The organism is Sphingobium sp. (assembly GCF_032153725.1).
Lineage (GTDB): Bacteria > Pseudomonadota > Alphaproteobacteria > Sphingomonadales > Sphingomonadaceae > Sphingobium.
This window is the reverse complement of sequence record NZ_JALDYQ010000092.1, coordinates 1-16,171: the sequence shown is the minus strand read 5'-3', so window position 1 is coordinate 16,171 and position 16,171 is coordinate 1. Positions and strand designations below refer to the sequence as shown.

Genomic DNA, 16,171 nt, shown 5'->3' with positions numbered 1-16,171 from the left:
GCGTGCCCCCTTCATCCTCGGCAAAGGCCGCCCAGCAGGCCTGAAGGCTGGGAAAATCCGCTACTTTATATTTGCGCACCTTGCCCAATGTAGGGACGTTACGGGCGTCCAGCTTGGCGCGGGCAAAGCGGGCGTTCGTACCGCCAATGTCCGCTGCGATGATTTCGGTCATGAAAGACCTCTCCATTGATATCCGTCACCCCGGTGAAAGCTGGGACTTCATGCATGAACGCACGACATAGCCTCACGAGATCCCAGCTTTCGTCGGGATGACGAGGTTGATTAGACTTCGGTTTCCATCGCCGCGAGGATCGGCGAAGCGCCTGCCTCGGCCAGATCGCTATGATGGCGGAACAGTGCGAACAGTTCGCGGCCGGTATCGTAAGGGGCAGGGGGCGCCGCCGGAATGTCCCGCGCGTTCCATGTCGCCGCGTCGACCAACGCCGTGATCTCGCCCGTTTCCGCACAGACGCGCACCAGATCGCCGTCACGCAGCTTGCCGATCGCGCCGCCGCCCAAGGCTTCGGGTGACAGATGAATGGCGGCAGGCACCTTGCCCGAAGCGCCCGACATGCGCCCGTCCGTGACCAGCGCCACCCGGAAGCCGCGATCCTGCAACACGCCCAGCGCCGGGGTCAGCTTGTGCAGTTCCGGCATGCCGTTTGCTCTCGGTCCCTGGAAGCGCACGACGACCACGACATCGCGCTCCAGCTCGCCCGCCTTGAAGGCGCGCAGCACATCGTCCTGATCGTGGAAGACAAGGGCCGGCGCCTCGATCGTCCAGCGTTCCTTGTCGACTGCGCTCACCTTCATGACGCAGCGGCCGAGATTACCGGAAAGCAGCTTCATGCCTCCATCCGGGCTGAACGGATTGGACACCGGACGCAGGATCGCTTCGTCCCGCGATTCCGGCACGTCCTTCCAGACCAGCGCGTCGTTTTCCAGCACCGGCTCCTGCCCATAATCGGCCAGGCCCTGACGCGCGACGGTCAGGATGTCGCCATGCAGCAGGCCGTTCTCCAGCAGTTCGCGAATCACATAGCTGATGCCGCCCGCCGCATGGAAATTGTTCACGTCGCCCGAACCGTTGGGGTAAACCCGCGCCAGCAGGGGCACCACATCCGAAATCTCTGCTAAGTCGGTCCAGTCGATGCTGATCCCCGCGGCGCGCGCCATGGCGGGCAGGTGGATCGCATGGTTGGTCGACCCGCCGGTCGCCATCAGGCCGATGATGGCGTTCACGATCGCCTTTTCATCGACGCAATGCCCCAGCGGGCGATAATCATCCCCGTCCCAACCGATACGCGACAACTGATGCACGGCGGCCCGCGTCAATTCCTGCCGCAGTTTCGTGCCTGGATGCACGAAAGAGGCGGCGGGCATGTGCAGCCCCATCATCTCCATCATCATCTGGTTGGAATTGGCCGTGCCATAAAAGGTACAGGTGCCCGCGCCATGGTAGCTGGCGCTTTCGGATTCCAGCAGTTCCTCCTTGCCGACTTTCCCTTCCGCATAAAGCTGGCGGATGCGCACCTTCTCCTTGTTGGCGAGGCCCGAAGGCATGGGCCCGGCAGGCACGAAGATGGTCGGCAGATGCCCGAAGCGCAGTGCGCCGATCAGCAGCCCCGGCACGATCTTGTCGCAAATGCCCAGCATCAGCGCGCCTTCGAACATGGCGTGGGACAGCGACACCGCCGTCGACAGCGCAATCGTGTCGCGGGAAAAGAGCGACAGGTCCATGCCCGCCTGACCCTGGGTCACGCCGTCGCACATGGCCGGAACGCCGCCCGCGACCTGAGCGGTGCAGCCGACCTCGCGCGCCGCGATCTTGATCTGCTCGGGATAGCGGCCATAGGGCTGATGCGCCGACAGCATGTCATTATAGGCGGTGACGATGCCGAAATTCATTGCCGCGCCGGTGCGGATGACAGCCTTGTCTTCGCCGCTCGCGGCAAAACCATGGGCAAGGTTCCCGCACGACAGCTGCGCGCGGTTGGTGCCCGCGTCGCGCCCGCGCTCGATCAGGTCCAGATATTTCAGGCGCGAAGCGGCGCTGCGCTTCACGATACGGTCGGTGACCTTGGCGATCACCGGATGCAGTTCAGTCATTCCAGCTGGCTCCGTCACGTTCGATAAGGGCAATGGCTGAGGACGGTCCCCAGTTCCCGGAAGAATAGGGCGATGGCTTCACGCCGGCTTCCTTCCACCCGTCGATGATCGAATCGATCCAGGTCCATTGGGCTTCGACTTCGTCGCGGCGCACGAACAGGGTGGCGTCGCCCGCCAGCAGGTCGAGGATCAGCCGCTCATAGGCGATGCGGCGGCGCTGTCCGGCAAAGGCGGCGGTCAGCGATACGTCCAGCGTCACCTCCTCCAGATGCACGTCGCGCTCCAGTCCCGGCCTTTTGCTCATGATGAGCAGGCGGATATATTCCTCCGGCTGCAACCGGATGATGAGCGTGTTCGGCTCCAGCCCCGATCCACCGCCGTTACGACCGAAGATCGAATGGCGCACCGGCTTGAACTGGATCAAAATCTCCGACTGACGGGTCGGCATGCGCTTGCCCGTACGCAGGTAGAAGGGCACGCCCTGCCAGCGCCAATTGTCGATGAAGGCCTTCAACGCCACGAACGTCTCGGTTTCGGACGGCCTGCCCAGCTCGTCGGCATAACCCGTGACGATCTGCCCGCCCACGGCGCCCGGCGTATATTGGCCGCGCACGCTGTTGGTCTTGACGGTTTCGGCGGTCATCGGGCGGAGCGAACGCAGCGCCTTCACCTTTTCGTCGCGCACCGCCGTCGGGTCCATCCGGGCGGGCGGCTCCATGGCGATGATCGACAGGATTTGCAGCACGTGATTCTGCACCATGTCGCGCAGCGCGCCGACGCCGTCATAATAGGAAACGCGGCCCTCAAGCCCAACCGTCTCGCCCACGGTGATCTGCACATGGTCGATGGCGGTCGCGTTCCACAACGGCTCGAACATCACATTGCCGAAGCGCAGCGCCAGCAGGTTCTGGACGGTTTCCTTGCCCAGATAGTGATCGACGCGGAAAATCTGGTCCTCGGCGAACAGCGCGCCGATGCCGTCATTCACTTCTTTCGAAGAGGCCAGGTCCTTGCCGATCGGCTTTTCCATGGCGATTCGCGTCTTTGGCGTGATGATGCCCGCGTCCGCCAGCCCCTGCGCGGTCGGCGCGAAGAGAGAAGGGGGCGTCGAAAGATAGACGGACACGCCCCTGTCGATCCGGCCGTCCAGCCGACCGGCCAGCGCTTTGAATTGCTCTCCATTGCCTGCCTCGACCGCCTGATAGACGATCAGTCCGCACAGCTTGCCCGCAATCTCCGCCTCATAGCGGTCGGCGGCCAGGAACTTCTTCAGCGACTGGTCGATATCGGCCCGGAATTGCTCATCCGTGAATTCGGAACGTCCCGATGCGACGATCAGGAAATCGTCAGGCAACAGCCCATCGGCCAGCAGATTGTAGAGCGAAGGAAAGATCATCCTGTGCGCCAGGTCGCCGGTGGCGCCGAACAACAGGAACGTGGCAGACGGTTCGGTCAAAGGTTGTCCCTTTTCCGTTAGTGGTTCTAGGTCTGCACGATGCCGCCCTTATACCCTGCGGCACTCGTTACGCAAGCAGGCTATCGTCGAGAAGTTCATCTCGCAACCGCGAGAAGATGAAGTCATTGGATTTTTGGCTGGACGCTGGCCTTTGATTTTGCCATTGGCGCCTCACCCATGACGCGGGCGTGGTGAAACTGGTAGACGCGCCGGACTCAAAATCCGGTTCCGAAAGGAGTGTCGGTTCGATTCCGACCGCCCGCACCATCTTTTTAAGAACATCGATACCGAACGGACTGGCGCGTACGCGCCCGCTTCGTCGCGCAAAAAAAGCCCGACAGCCGTGGCCGTCGGGCTAAGTAGAGCTTTTACACGAGTAAAAGCTTCGGGTCGCGTCGCGGCGATTACCCGTAAATCATTTCGATACCAGGGAAATTCGCAGTTCCATCCAAAATGGATCAATTCCTTGCCACGCCGGCCTGCGCGGTGAACCAGGGAATCATCCGGGCAATGGCGTCCTCCACCCGGTCGGTCGAAACCGCGAAGCTGAAGCGAATGTGCCGATGGCCGTCCACCGGGTCGAAATCGATCCCCGGCGCCGTCGCCACGCCTGTTTCGCGCAGCAATTCCTGGCAGAAGGACAGGCTGTCATTGGTCAGGTGCCCGACGTCCGCATAAATATAAAAGGCCCCGTCCGGTGGCGCGATCTCCTTCAGCCCCAGCGCGGGCAGCGCGGCCAGCAGCAACTCGCGGTTACGCCTGTAGGTGGCGACGTGCCCCTCCAGTTCATCGATGCAATCGAACGCCTTCAGCCCTGCATGCTGGGCGAGCGACGGCGGCGTCAGGAACAGATTGCCCATCCGCGCCCGCGCCACATCGATCAGGTCGGGTGGAAAGACCACCCAGCCGAGGCGCCACCCAGCCATGGAGAAATATTTGGAGAAGCTGTTCACGATCACCGCGTCCGGCGCAAATTCCAGCATCGATCGCGCCGGATCACCATAGCTCAGGCCATGATAGATCTCGTCCGACACGATGCGAATGCCGCGCGCCCGGCACACTTCCGCGATTCGCGCCATATCCCCGGCGGGAATGATGGTGCCGGTCGGATTGGCGGGACTGGCGATGATCGCCCCATCGGGCGCCGGCTCCAAAGCCTCCAGGGCCTTCGCGCTGATCTGATAGCGCTCGGCTGGCCCACAATCGACCTCCACAGGCTCCAGATAAAGCGCCTTCAGCGTGTTCCGATAAGCCACATAGCCCGGCCGTGCCGTCGCCACCCGCGCTCCGGGGGCGAACAGGCTGGTCAGTGCCAGCACCAGACCTGGCGAAGCCCCGCAGGTGAGCAGGATCTGCTCCGCCTCCACCGCCACGCCATAGCGTTCCCGATAATGCAGCGCGATGCGCTCCTTCAGTGCCGGACTTTCCCAATAGCCCATGGGATCGCTGTCCAGCACCGCATGCGCTTCGGCAATGGCGGCAGAGGGCGCCCCGGTGGAAGGCTGTCCGAACTCCATATGCAATATGGATCGTCCCTCGGCCTCAAGCTTATGCGCTTCCCGGCTGATGGCGATGGCGTGAAAAGGGTCGATCCGAGCAATCATGCCGCCGTGCCTATTACGCCCGCCGCTCCCCCGCAACCTTGTCGCCATCCCGGCGTTGGCTCCATGTGAACGAAACGATCCTCGACGCCCTGCAATATTATGGCGCCGCCGCCGCAACCCTCGCAGCCCTTGTTGTCTCGCTCAATCTCGGCCGTCGCATCACCGGCTGGGCTTTCGTGCTGTTCGTCACGTCCTCGGTAGCGCTGATCGCCTGGGGCTTCCTTGCCAGGGACAGCGAAGGCATCGGCTTCCAGAACATCGCGCTGCTGCTGATCAATCTGGTCGGCGTCTGGCGCTATCTCTTCTCGAAGCACAAGCCGCGCGACTGAAACTCACTCCGAAATCCAGACCTCCACCGACACGGCGTGCTGGCAAAGGGCTACCCGGATCGGCTGCTCCTCTATCGCGCTGCCCGCCAAAGCCCGGTCATAAACCGCCTTTTTCGACGCCCCGCCGATTTGCAGGAAGACATGCCGGCTCTTCAGGATCGCCCCGGCGCTCAGCGACATGCGCTGATGCGGCGCGGCCGGCGGCGTCACCGCCAGAGTTAAAGCTGCGGTCGAAAGCCCCGCGGCCAGTTCCTTCGCCTGCGGAAAGAGCGAGGCCGTATGCCCATCCTCGCCCATGCCCAGCAGCACGATATCCAGCGGCCAGGGCAGGGCAGCAAAAGCCGCCTCGCATTCGGCCTGCCCGGCATAGGCATCCGCCGCCGCATTCTTCATCGGCACGAAGCGCGCCGCCGCCGCCTTCCCCTGAAGGAGCGTTTCCCGGATCAGCCGCTCATTGCTGTCGGCATGGTCGGGCGCCACCCAGCGCTCATCAACCAGCGTCACGATCACCTTGTCCCAATCGAGCGCTGTGCCCGACAGGGCCTTCAGCACAGGACCCGGCGACCGCCCACCCGACAGCGCGATCGTCGCCACGCCTCGTGCCATGATGGCATCGTCCAGAATCATGGCGATCCGACGCGCCATGTCCGTCGCCGCCAACGCGCCATCGACGAAAAGATGTTCAGTAGGCATCGGATTCAAATCTCTTCTGGAAGGGTGCAGATATCGATCCATTGCGCGCGAGTCAGCTCGGCCAACCGCGCCGGCGTCAATTCCACCGAAGTCGTGCGCGAACCCGCGGCAGGAAAGACCGTCTCGAAGGCCCGCAAGGATATATCGCAATAAATGGGCAGGGGGGAGGATAATCCAAAAGGACAGACGCCGCCAACGGGATGCCCGGTCAGTCCTTCGACCTCTTCAAGCCCCAGCATCCGCGGCTTGGCCCCAAGCGCGGCCTTCGCCTTGCCGTTATGCAGCCGGGCATCGCCCCGCGCGACCACCAGGGCGACCGCATCCCCGACCCGTAGCGACAGGGTCTTGGCGATTCGCGCCGGAACGACGCCCAATGCGGTGGCCGCCTCGTTGACGGTGGCGGTGCTCACGCCCTGATCGATGATGGCGACATCGGGCGCATGGGCGGAGAAAAAGGCCCGAACCGATGCCTCGCTCATTCGCCGCGAATCTCGGTCAGCCTGCGTTCCCATGCCAGCGCATGGGTCACGATCTGGTCGAGATCGGCATATTGGGGCTTCCACGGAAACGCGCTCATGATCGCTTGGTTATCGGAAATCAGCGCGTCCGGATCACCCGCGCGGCGGCCCTCCATCCGGCGATCGATCTTGATGTTGGTCACCCGGTCGACGGCGTCCAGCACCTCCAGCACGGAAAAGCCGCGCCCATAGCCGCAATTGAGCAGATAATTCTGCCCCGGCGCGGCCATCAGCGCCTCCAGCGCCAGCACATGCGCCGCCGCAAGGTCAGTGACATGGATATAGTCGCGCACGCCGGTGCCGTCCGGCGTGTCGAAGTCGGTGCCGAACACCGAAACATGACTCCGCTTGCCCAGCGCCGCCTCGACCGCGACCTTGATGAGGTGGGTCGCGCCCGCCGTCGACTGGCCCGTCCGCCCGGCAGGATCTGCCCCGGCGACGTTGAAATAGCGCAGTGCGCAGAAGTTCATCGGATGCGCCGCGCTGACGTCGCGCAGCATATATTCGGTCATCAGCTTCGACATGCCATAGGGATTGATCGGCCGCTGCGGCGTGCTTTCCCTGACCGGGCTTTCGTCCGGAATGCCATAGGTCGCCGCCGTCGAGGAGAAGATGAAATGTGGTACGCCGACGGTCACGACGCTCTCGATCAGGTCGCGGGTCCTGGCACTGTTGTTATGATAATATTTGAGCGGATTTTCGACCGATTCCGGCACCACGACCGACCCGGCGAAATGCATCACCGCTTTCACGCCATGATCGCGCAGCGTCTTCTGCACCAGCGGCTGGTCGGAAATATCGCCCTCGACGAAAGTCACATCGTCAGGAACCGCCCAACGGAAACCCGTCACCAGATTGTCGATCACCACGACGCCATAACCCGCATCGCGCAGCGCCAATACGGCATGGCTGCCAATATAGCCGGCCCCGCCCGTGACCAGAACCGTCGGCTTTTCGCTCATAAAATTTAGATCTCCCCGGAGAAGTCCGGGAAAACCTAAACCACTAATGCAAGGATTTACACCCCATTCATGCCGCGGCGCGGGACGAAACGGGGTGATAGAAGGTCGCGCCGCTTGCCGCCATGTCCTGTAATTGCACGGTGGGCGCAAAGCGATCGCCGTGACGCTCGGCCAGCCGCTCCAGCACAGCCACGACATGACCGATGCCGACCATATCCATATGGGCAAACGGCCCGCCGGTATAAGGCGCAAAGCCCCAGCCGAAGATCGCGCCGATATCGCCATCCTCCGGCGTTTCCAGCACCCCTTCCTCAAAGCAGCGGGCACATTCGATCAACTGGCGATAGAGCAGCCGTTCCTTCACCTCTTCCACATTGGGCTGCACGGCGGCGCGGGGGAACATTTCCGTGAGGCCCGGCCAGAGATGTTTCCTCCCACCTTCCGGATAGTCATACCAGCCCCGGGCGCTTTTCCGCCCCAGACGGCCCAGTTCGACCATCCGCGCCATCACCGCATCGGATGGCTGCGCGACATAGGCGTCGCCCAGTTCCTTCTGCGCGGCCATGACGATCTTGTGGCCCAGCTCGATCGACACCTCGTCGCCCACGGCCAGCGGACCCACCGGCATGCCCAGCTGCCGCCCGGCATTTTCGATGAGCGCCGGGTTGATGCCCTCCGCCACCATTTCCACGCCCTCCTGCACATAGGTGCCGAAGCAGCGTGAGGTGTAGAAGCCGCGCGAGTCATTGACGACAATCGGCGTCTTCTTGATCTGCGCGACGAAATCCAGCGCCTTGGCAATCGCCGCAGGTCCGGTTTCCTTGCCGAGGATGACCTCGACCAGCGGCATCTTTTCCACCGGCGAGAAGAAGTGGATGCCAATGAAATTCTCGGGCTTCGACCACGCCTTGGCGAGCTTGGTGATGGGCAAAGTGGAGGTGTTGGACCCGAAGATCGTGTCCGCGCCCAATATTTCCTCTACCTTCTTCGTCACTTCAGCCTTGATGGCGACATCCTCGAACACCGCCTCGATCACGAAGTCCGCCCCGACGAGCGCTGCATAGTCGGTGGTCGGCGTCACGCGGGCCAGCGTCTCCGCCATCTTCTCCGGCGTCATGCCCCGGCCGAGGCGCTTCTTCAGCACCTCCTCGACATGCGCCTTGCCCTTTTCGGCATAGGTCTGATCGCGGTCGAACAGCACGACCTCCATGCCCGCCTGCGCGGCCACGGTGGCTATCCCTGCGCCCATCATGCCTGCGCCCAGCATGGCGAGCTTGCGGGTAGGGGCCTTGGGCTGATCCTTCGGCCGCCGCGCGCCGCGTTCGGCCGCCTGCTTGTTGACGAACAGGCTGCGGATCATGTTGGCGGCCTGCGGGTCGGCCGCGACCTTGGCGAAATATTTGCTCTCTATGCGGATGGCGCGATCCATGGGCAGGATGATGCCCTCATAGACCGCCGACAGCAGGGCAATCGGCGCGTTCATGTTGCGCTGGGTCTGTTTCAGCGTCATCGGCAGCGCGCCCGCCATGGTCTGGACGAAGGCGGGGTTGAAGCCGCCCGCGCCGCCCGGCACCTTATAGCCCTTGACGTCCCAGGGCTGGACACTGGCATTGGGATTGGCCTTCACCCATTCGCGGGCGGCTTCGACCGCCGTGCCCTGCGGCACCAGGCTGTCGACGATCTTCAGCATCGCCGCTTCGGCCGGACGGAACAGCTTGCCCTGCAACATGTACATGAGCGACGCCTGCACCCCCATGATGCGCGGCAGGCGCTGCGACCCGCCGCCGCCCGGGAACAGACCGATCAGGATTTCGGGCAGGCCAAGCTGCGTCTTCGGGCTGTCCCCGACGATCCGCCGATGACAGGCCAGCGCCAGTTCGAAACCGCCGCCGACGCAGGTGCCCTCAATGGCGCAGGCGATCGGCTTGCCGCAGGTTTCCAGCCGCCGGAACAGCTGGTTCAACACGAAGACCTTGTCGAAAATATCGGCCGGGGCAGGGCGTTTTCCGCCGTCGCTGACCAGCATGGAGCCGAAATATTTAAGGTCCATGCCCGCCATGAAGCCACTGTCCTTGCCGGAGGCGATGACCGCGCCCTTGATGGCTTCTTCAGAGGAAATGCGCGTGATGGCCGCGTCCAGATCGGCCAGAAAGTCCGGGCCGATGACGTTCATCGACTGGTCGGGCACGTCGATGGTCAGCGTGGCGATGCCATCGGCGTTGATATCGAAGCGGATCGTGTTCATGATAATCTCTCCCAGTCCGCTCAAACGCGCTCGATGATGATGCCGGTGCCCATGCCCGCACCGACGCACAGGTTGATGAGCGCGGTGCCCTTGGCCGTTCGCTCCAGCTCGTCCAGCGCCGTGCCCAGCACCATCGCGCCGGTTGCGCCCAGCGGGTGCCCCATGGCGATCGCGCCGCCATTGACGTTGATCCTGCCGTGGTCGAGGTCCATCGCCTGCATGTAACGCAACACCACGCTGGCAAAGGCCTCGTTCAGTTCCCAAAGATCGATGTCGGACTTGCTCATGCCCGCGCGGCTCAACAGCTTTCCGGCGACGAATTCCGGCCCGGTCAGCATGATCAGCGGCTCCGACCCGATGGAGGCCATGGCCCTGATCCGCGCGCGGGGCTTCAAACCATATTTCTCACCCATCTCCCTGTTGCCGACCAGCACTGCCGCAGCGCCGTCGACAATGCCGGAGCTGTTGCCGGCATGGTGGATATGATTGATCTTCTCGAGTTCGGGATAGCGCAGCAACGCCACCGCATCGAAGCCCGGCATCTCCTCGCCCAAAGCGGTAAAGCTGGGGTTCAGCGCGGCCAGCGACTGCATCGTCGCGTCCGGCCGCATATGCTCGTCATGGTCGAGGACGACCTGTCCGATCACGTCCTTGACCGGCACGATCGACTTGGCGAAGCGGCCTTCATCCCACGCCGCCTTGGCGCGCTTCTGGCTCTCCACGGCATAGGCATCGGCATCGTCACGGCTGATCCCGAACTTGGTCGCGATCACATCGGCACCGATGCCCTGCGGCGCGAAATAGGTCTTGTAGGCGACCGCAGGGTCCATCGCCCAGGCGCCGCCATCCGACGCCATCGGCACCCGGCTCATGGACTCGACTCCACCGCCGATGGCAAGGCCGGCCTCGCCAGAATAGACTTTCGCGGCGGCCATGTTCACCGCTTCCAGCCCGGAGGCGCAGAAGCGATTGATTTGCACGCCGGGCACGGTCTGGGCATAGTCGGCGTTCAGCACCGCCACGCGGGCGATGTCCGCCCCCTGCTCGCCAACCGGGCTGACGCAGCCCAGGATCACGTCATCGACATCGGCGGTGTCGATCTGCGTCCGGTCGCGCACGGCTTCCAGCATCTGCGTCGCCAGTTGAATGGGGGTGATTTCATGCAACGATCCGTCGGCCTTGCCCCGGCCCCGGGGCGTCCTGACGGCGTCATAAATAAAGGCTTCCATCGCTATCCATTCCTCTCCGCCCATTCCTGTCCGTGGGACGCCGGATCACGGCCGTGAATGTATTTACGTTTACGTAAAGTGCAAGTCTCAATCGTCGTGCCGCCCGACCGTAACGTCATCCTTCAAAAGGATTCGCGTTCCTCAGCCGCAACTTGGCTTTGTGCCTTTTTCCCGATTCGCGGATTTGACCCCATCGCCATATTCCGCTTCATGGATGCTGTGTCAGAGTCGGACCCCTCCCAGACCCCATCGCCCTTATCCATCCCCATCTTCCGGGCGATCTGGTGGGCCAGCCTGGCCTCGAACTTCGGCGGCCTGATCCAGTCGGTCGGCGCGCAGTGGATGATGACCTCGCTCTCTGCCTCGCCCCAGATGATCGCGCTGGTTCCCGCGGCGACGACGCTGCCCATCATGTTGCTGTCGCTCTGGGCAGGGGCGGTGGCGGACAATCTGGATCGCCGGCTGGTGATGCTCTGCTGTCAGCTCTTCATGCTGATCGTTTCCGCATTGCTGGCCCTGTGCGCATGGATGGGATGGGTGACTCCCTGGGCCCTGCTGGGCTTCACTTTTCTTGTCGGCTGCGCCACGGCCATCAACGGACCGGCCTGGCAGGCGTCGGTTGGCGACATGGTGCCGCGCGCGGCCCTGCCCAACGCTGTGTCGCTCAATTCCATGGGCTTCAACATGGCCCGCAGCATTGGCCCGGCACTCGGGGGCATCATCGTTGCCGCTGCCGGCGCCGCGGCGGCTTTTCTGGTCAATGCGGTCAGCTATATTGGTCTTGTCGCCGTGCTGGCCCGGTGGCGGCCCGAAAGCATCCCCATGCTTCTTCCGCGTGAGCGCATGGGCGTGGCGATGCGGGCGGGCGTTCGCTATGCCGCCATGTCGCCGAAGATTCAGCTCGTCCTGCTGCGCAGCGCGGTGTTCGGCATCGGGGCGAGCGCCGTTTCGGCGATGATGCCGCTGGTGGCGCGCGACATATTAGGTGGCGGCGCGCTGACTTTCGGTGCGCTTAGCGGTGCTTTCGGCATCGGCGCGGTGTTGGGCGCTCTGTCGACGGGGCAGTTGCGCCGGCGCTTTTCCGTCGAAACCATCGTACGTTCCGCGGCCATGGCCCTGGCCGCCGGCACGGCGCTCATGGCGGTCAGCGACTGGCTGCTGGTTGCATTGCTGGGGCTTCTGCTCGCCGGGGCAGGCTGGGTGATCGCGCTTTCGACCTTCAACGTCTCTGTCCAGATGTCGGCGCCGCGATGGGTCATGGCGCGCGCGGTCGCGATCTATCAGATGATCACCTTTGGCGGCATGGCCGCGGGAGCATGGCTGTTCGGGACATTGGCGGAGGATCACGGGGTCGTCGCCGCGCTGGCGATCGCGGCCGCCGTCCAGTTCGCTTCGGCCATGATCGGCTATGCGCGGCCGCTGGCGCAGGCTGGCGAGGAGAATCTGGACCTTCAGAATCTGTGGCGGGAGCCTGAGACGGCGGTGTCGATCGAGCCTCGTAGCGGACCGGTCGTCGTCACCATCGAATATCGCATCGCTGCCGGGTCGGTCGTCCCCTTTCTGGCGGCGATGAGCGAACGTCGCCGCATCCGCCGCCGCGACGGCGCTCATGGCTGGTCGCTGCTGCGCGACCTGGGCGATCCGGAATTGTGGGTGGAACGCTATCATGTGTCGACATGGCTGGATTACGTCCGTCACAACAGCCGCCGGACGGTAGCGGACATGGCGAACAGCGAAGCGATCAACGCCCTGCACCGCGGGCCTTATCCGCCGGTGGTTCACCGCATGCTGGAACGGCAGACCGGCTCGCTGCCACTCGCCCGCTCCGCCGACCCGCGCGAGATGGGCGATCCGATGACCGATCCGACGCGATCCAGCTGACCCGCTATTCCGGCTGCCGGTCGGCGAGATCCTCCGGCGTGTCGATGTCGCGCAGGCAAGCGCCCATCGTCTCCACCTGCACGCCATGGCTGAGCAGCGCTCGCGCGCCCTGATCGCCACGCAACGCCAGCAATTCCGGAAAATGCTTGCGCCCGATGAAGGCCGGGGGCGATGAAGAAAAGCCATCCGTGCTGGCAACCACCGACCGGATATCCTCCGCAGCCAGGCAGATGCGATTATAGTGGGTCTGCGGCACGTCGGGCATGTCGGCCAGGCAGACCAGTATCCCCCGGCATTTGCGGATCGGCATCACATGTTCGACGGCCTTCACGATGCTGCCGGCAATGCCATCCTCCGGCCGCTCGTTCACCAGGATGGTATAGCCGCGCCGCTCCAGCCTGCGATGCAGGACCGGTGCCTGGGCAAGCGGCCGCGCGACCGCCACCAGTTCGGCAAAGATCATGGAGGCGATGGTTTCCAGAGCGTGGACGGCCACCGGCTTGCCGCGCCATTCGGCCATCAGCTTGTCTTCCTCCCCAAAACGGGAGGATGTTCCTGCCGCAAGCAGGACGGCGGCGATCTGTTCGGTCCGCATGGTTCCGTCGTGAATGATTGTGGCGACCCGGTTCATCCGGTTTCATCAGCGTGTGCCATGGGCGCGATCTTGTGTCCAGCGCGGCGAAGGGGCTGGCGTTCCTGCGAATCAGTCGCCATATGCCGCCGAAGCAACAGAGGAGTGGTGCCGTCCATGGAATATGATCCCGATGCCGAAGCCGTGGGCGAGTCGGTCAAGATTCCGGTTCCCGAGGACGTTTCCGAAGCGATCAGGACGCTCATCCGCTGGTCGGGCGATACCCCGGAGCGCGAGGGCCTTTTGGAAACGCCCCAGCGCGTCGCGCGCGCCTGGAAGGAATATTGCCGCGGTTATGAAGATGACCCTGCCTATCATCTGTCGCGTATCTTCCATGAGGTAGGCGGCTATGACGATATCGTGTTGCTGAAGGACATTCCGTTTCAGTCGCATTGCGAACATCATATGGCGCCGATCGTGGGCGTCGCGCATATCGCCTATCTTCCCGGCAAATATGTCGTCGGCATATCGAAGCTGGCGCGCGTGCTTCATGCCTTCGCCCACCGCCTTCAGGTGCAGGAGAGGCTGACGTCCGAAGTCGCCAACTGCATCTGGAAAAACCTGAAGCCGCAGGGCGTGGCCGTCGTGATCGAGGCGACCCATGGCTGCATGACCGGGCGCGGCGTGCGCACGCCCAATGTCGTCATGAAGACCAGCCGCATGCTCGGCATCTTCCGCGACGAAGAGAAGAGCCGTGAAGAAGTGCTGAAGCTGATCGACTCGTGAGCGGCGAAGAGCGTCCGAATTACCGGCCGCTCGGCGGCGCCAGGAAACGGGTGGGGGAGCCCGGCGCCTTGCCGCTTGCGCAGAAACGCCTCGCTCTGGTGACAGGGGGGCATAGGCGGTTGGGAGGCATTATTTCCGCGGCATTTGCCCGGGCCGGCTATTCGCTGGCGATCCATGGCAGCCATGATACGCGGCTCGATTCCCATCTGGCGCTGACTCTGGAGGAGCATGCGACCGAATGGGACGGCTTCACCGTCGATTTCGCCGATCCCGAAGGAGCGGAGGAACTGGTCGCTCTGGTGGCGGAACGTTTTGGACGCCCCCCCGATGTTCTGGTCAACAGCGCGGCGATCTTTGGTCAGGATCGGCTCGACGGCGTGAATGCCGATGATCTGATGCGGCATTATGCGGTGAATTGCGCCGCGCCTGCCTTGTTGACCAAGGCGTTCGCTACCATCCCGGCCGGAGCGGGCGATCGATGCATCATCAATATTCTCGACCAGCGGATCGATCACCCCCATGGCGACCAGCTGGCCTATACGCTGTCCAAAATGGCGCTGGCGGGCCTGACGCGGTTGTCCGCCTCCACCCTGGCGCCGCAGATCCGGGTGAATGCCGTCGCGCCGGGCCTTACCATCGCGACGGCCGATTATGACGACGACCAGATAGAGCGGCTGACGCGGATGATGCCTCTGGAATGCCTGCCGCAGGCGGACCAGATTGCCGAGGCTGTCCTGTATCTGGCCGGCGCCGGAGCCGTGACGGGACAGACCGTCTATGTCGACGGCGGCGCTCATCTGCGCGCCTATGACCGCGATTTCATGCATCTGTGCCGATAGCGACTGCGAAGTTGCGGCTTGCCGGGGCTGGTCAAGGGCCATGGCTCTGCATAGAGCGGATGCAACAGATGAAGGGAAATGGCGATGGCTTATGAAACGATCCTGGTGGAACAGCGCGACGCGGTGACGCTGGTTACGCTCAATCGACCGCAGGCCCTGAATGCGCTCAACAGTCAGGTGCTGAAGGACCTGTCGCAGGTTTTCGCGGCCTATGATGCCGATCCGTCGCAGCATTGCCTTGTCCTCACCGGCAGTGAAAAGGCCTTTGCCGCTGGCGCCGACATCAAGGAAATGGTGGAAAAGGACGCGGCGGATTTCTTCCTTCAGGATTTCTTTTCCGGCTGGCAGGCGAATGTCGTCGCCACCCGCAAGCCGTGGATCGCAGCGGTCGCGGGCTTCGCGCTGGGTGGCGGTTGCGAACTGGCGATGATGGCGGACTTCATCCTGGCCGCCGACACCGCGAAATTCGGTCAGCCCGAAATCAAGCTGGGCGTGGCGCCGGGCATGGGCGGATCGCAGCGCCTGACCCGCGCCGTGGGCAAGGCGAAGGCGATGGAAATGTGCCTGACCGGCCGCATGATGGGTGCCGGGGAAGCGGAAAGCGCCGGCCTTGTCGCGCGGATCGTTCCGGCGGCGGAATTGCTGGACGACGCGCTCAGGACTGCCGCTGCGATCGCGGCCATGCCGCCCATGGCCGCGATGGTGAACAAGGAAATGGTCAATCTGGCATTCGAAACCGGCTTGGCTCAGGGCATCCTGACGGAACGCCGTCTGTTCCAGATCCTGACCGCGACCGAGGACAAGAAGGAAGGCATGGAAGCCTTCGTGGCGAAGCGCCCCGGCGTCTGGAAAGGGCGCTGAGGCTCTTCCGGCTTTGTGCTATTTGGCCAGAAGTGGCCATTTGTAGCCGTTAAGCGCGCTGTGTTCCTGCGAAGGCAGGAACCCAGTC

Annotated in this window: 15 protein-coding genes and 1 tRNA gene; 6 read left to right on the top strand and 10 right to left on the bottom strand. The window is 63.5% G+C overall.

Annotated elements, in window-relative coordinates; genetic code table 11:
* The 3 genes from RUH75_RS21020 to zwf form a co-directional block, all read right to left on the bottom strand.
* Positions 1 to 172, bottom strand: a 172-nt coding sequence (locus RUH75_RS21020; protein WP_313809147.1) for a glucokinase, incomplete at its 3' end; no start/stop codon positions are given.
* Between the two features lie 110 nt (positions 173 to 282).
* Positions 283 to 2,109, bottom strand: coding sequence for a phosphogluconate dehydratase (gene edd / locus RUH75_RS21015; protein ID WP_313809145.1), 1,827 nt, complete (start codon positions 2,107 to 2,109; stop codon positions 283 to 285).
* On the bottom strand, positions 2,102 to 3,565 hold the full coding sequence (zwf, locus tag RUH75_RS21010) for a glucose-6-phosphate dehydrogenase (protein WP_313809144.1): 1,464 nt from the start codon (positions 3,563 to 3,565) through the stop codon (positions 2,102 to 2,104). Before zwf ends, edd begins: the two co-directional genes overlap by 8 nt.
* A gap of 182 nt (positions 3,566 to 3,747) precedes the next feature.
* Here zwf and RUH75_RS21005 point away from each other — a divergent pair.
* A tRNA-Leu gene (locus RUH75_RS21005) sits at positions 3,748 to 3,832 on the top strand.
* A gap of 191 nt (positions 3,833 to 4,023) precedes the next feature.
* On the opposite strand, the gene RUH75_RS21000 is transcribed toward RUH75_RS21005, so the two are convergent.
* Positions 4,024 to 5,169, bottom strand: coding sequence for an aminotransferase class I/II-fold pyridoxal phosphate-dependent enzyme (locus tag RUH75_RS21000; RefSeq protein ID WP_313809143.1), 1,146 nt, complete (start codon positions 5,167 to 5,169; stop codon positions 4,024 to 4,026).
* Positions 5,170 to 5,234: 65 nt separating this feature from the next.
* Between RUH75_RS21000 and RUH75_RS20995 the strand changes: the two genes are divergently transcribed.
* Positions 5,235 to 5,498, top strand: a complete 264-nt coding sequence (locus tag RUH75_RS20995; RefSeq protein WP_313809142.1) for a hypothetical protein — start codon at positions 5,235 to 5,237, stop codon at positions 5,496 to 5,498.
* A gap of 3 nt (positions 5,499 to 5,501) precedes the next feature.
* Here the strand turns inward: RUH75_RS20995 and pgl are convergent, their stop codons facing one another.
* The 5 genes from pgl to RUH75_RS20970 form a co-directional block, all read right to left on the bottom strand.
* Positions 5,502 to 6,191, bottom strand: coding sequence for a 6-phosphogluconolactonase (gene pgl, locus RUH75_RS20990; RefSeq protein WP_313809141.1), 690 nt, complete (start codon positions 6,189 to 6,191; stop codon positions 5,502 to 5,504).
* 5 nt (positions 6,192 to 6,196) lie between these two features.
* Positions 6,197 to 6,670 carry a YbaK/EbsC family protein gene (locus tag RUH75_RS20985; RefSeq protein WP_313809140.1) on the bottom strand — a complete coding sequence of 158 codons (474 nt, stop codon included), beginning with the start codon at positions 6,668 to 6,670 and terminating at the stop codon, positions 6,197 to 6,199.
* Entirely contained in the window at positions 6,667 to 7,671 is a 1,005-nt protein-coding gene (gene galE, locus RUH75_RS20980; RefSeq protein WP_313809139.1) for a UDP-glucose 4-epimerase GalE, read from the bottom strand. Before galE ends, RUH75_RS20985 begins: the two co-directional genes overlap by 4 nt.
* Positions 7,672 to 7,738: 67 nt before the next feature.
* Positions 7,739 to 9,916 (bottom strand): 3-hydroxyacyl-CoA dehydrogenase NAD-binding domain-containing protein, encoded by a 2,178-nt coding sequence (locus tag RUH75_RS20975; protein WP_313809138.1) that lies wholly within the window; start codon positions 9,914 to 9,916, stop codon positions 7,739 to 7,741.
* A 20-nt stretch (positions 9,917 to 9,936) separates the two neighbouring features.
* On the bottom strand, positions 9,937 to 11,145 hold the full coding sequence (locus tag RUH75_RS20970) for an acetyl-CoA C-acetyltransferase (protein WP_313809137.1): 1,209 nt from the start codon (positions 11,143 to 11,145) through the stop codon (positions 9,937 to 9,939).
* Between the two features lie 210 nt (positions 11,146 to 11,355).
* Here RUH75_RS20970 and RUH75_RS20965 point away from each other — a divergent pair, with 210 nt between their 5' ends.
* Positions 11,356 to 13,026 (top strand): MFS transporter, encoded by a 1,671-nt coding sequence (locus RUH75_RS20965; RefSeq protein ID WP_313809136.1) that lies wholly within the window; start codon positions 11,356 to 11,358, stop codon positions 13,024 to 13,026.
* 4 nt (positions 13,027 to 13,030) lie between these two features.
* On the opposite strand, the gene RUH75_RS20960 is transcribed toward RUH75_RS20965, so the two are convergent.
* The gene (locus RUH75_RS20960) at positions 13,031 to 13,621 is read right to left on the bottom strand and encodes a nucleotidyltransferase family protein (RefSeq protein ID WP_313809146.1); all 591 of its coding nucleotides are present in this window, start codon (positions 13,619 to 13,621) and stop codon (positions 13,031 to 13,033) included.
* 153 nt (positions 13,622 to 13,774) lie between these two features.
* On the opposite strand from RUH75_RS20960, the gene folE reads away from it, so the two are divergent.
* From folE to RUH75_RS20945, 3 genes are all read left to right on the top strand, one after another.
* Positions 13,775 to 14,383 (top strand): GTP cyclohydrolase I FolE, encoded by a 609-nt coding sequence (gene folE, locus RUH75_RS20955; RefSeq protein WP_313809135.1) that lies wholly within the window; start codon positions 13,775 to 13,777, stop codon positions 14,381 to 14,383.
* Positions 14,380 to 15,222 (top strand): SDR family oxidoreductase, encoded by an 843-nt coding sequence (locus RUH75_RS20950; protein WP_313809134.1) that lies wholly within the window; start codon positions 14,380 to 14,382, stop codon positions 15,220 to 15,222. Before folE ends, RUH75_RS20950 begins: the two co-directional genes overlap by 4 nt.
* An 84-nt stretch (positions 15,223 to 15,306) precedes the next feature.
* Positions 15,307 to 16,083 carry an enoyl-CoA hydratase-related protein gene (locus RUH75_RS20945; protein ID WP_313809133.1) on the top strand — a complete coding sequence of 259 codons (777 nt, stop codon included), beginning with the start codon at positions 15,307 to 15,309 and terminating at the stop codon, positions 16,081 to 16,083.
* Positions 16,084 to 16,171 lie beyond the last annotated feature (88 nt).

Bases quoted from the DNA above. Each gene is read 5' to 3' on its own strand.
- edd (WP_313809145.1), bottom strand. From the start codon at position 2,109: ATGACTGAACTGCATCCGGTGATCGCCAAGGTCACCGACCGTATCGTG.
- RUH75_RS21000 (WP_313809143.1), bottom strand. From the start codon at position 5,169: ATGATTGCTCGGATCGACCCTTTTCACGCCATCGCCATCAGCCGGGAA.
- pgl (WP_313809141.1), bottom strand. From the start codon at position 6,191: ATGCCTACTGAACATCTTTTCGTCGATGGCGCGTTGGCGGCGACGGAC.
- RUH75_RS20985 (WP_313809140.1), bottom strand. From the start codon at position 6,670: ATGAGCGAGGCATCGGTTCGGGCCTTTTTCTCCGCCCATGCGCCCGAT.
- galE (WP_313809139.1), bottom strand. From the start codon at position 7,671: ATGAGCGAAAAGCCGACGGTTCTGGTCACGGGCGGGGCCGGCTATATT.
- RUH75_RS20975 (WP_313809138.1), bottom strand. From the start codon at position 9,916: ATGAACACGATCCGCTTCGATATCAACGCCGATGGCATCGCCACGCTG.
- RUH75_RS20970 (WP_313809137.1), bottom strand. From the start codon at position 11,145: ATGGAAGCCTTTATTTATGACGCCGTCAGGACGCCCCGGGGCCGGGGC.
- RUH75_RS20965 (WP_313809136.1), top strand. From the start codon at position 11,356: ATGGATGCTGTGTCAGAGTCGGACCCCTCCCAGACCCCATCGCCCTTA.
- RUH75_RS20960 (WP_313809146.1), bottom strand. From the start codon at position 13,621: ATGCGGACCGAACAGATCGCCGCCGTCCTGCTTGCGGCAGGAACATCC.
- folE (WP_313809135.1), top strand. From the start codon at position 13,775: ATGGAATATGATCCCGATGCCGAAGCCGTGGGCGAGTCGGTCAAGATT.
- RUH75_RS20945 (WP_313809133.1), top strand. From the start codon at position 15,307: ATGGCTTATGAAACGATCCTGGTGGAACAGCGCGACGCGGTGACGCTG.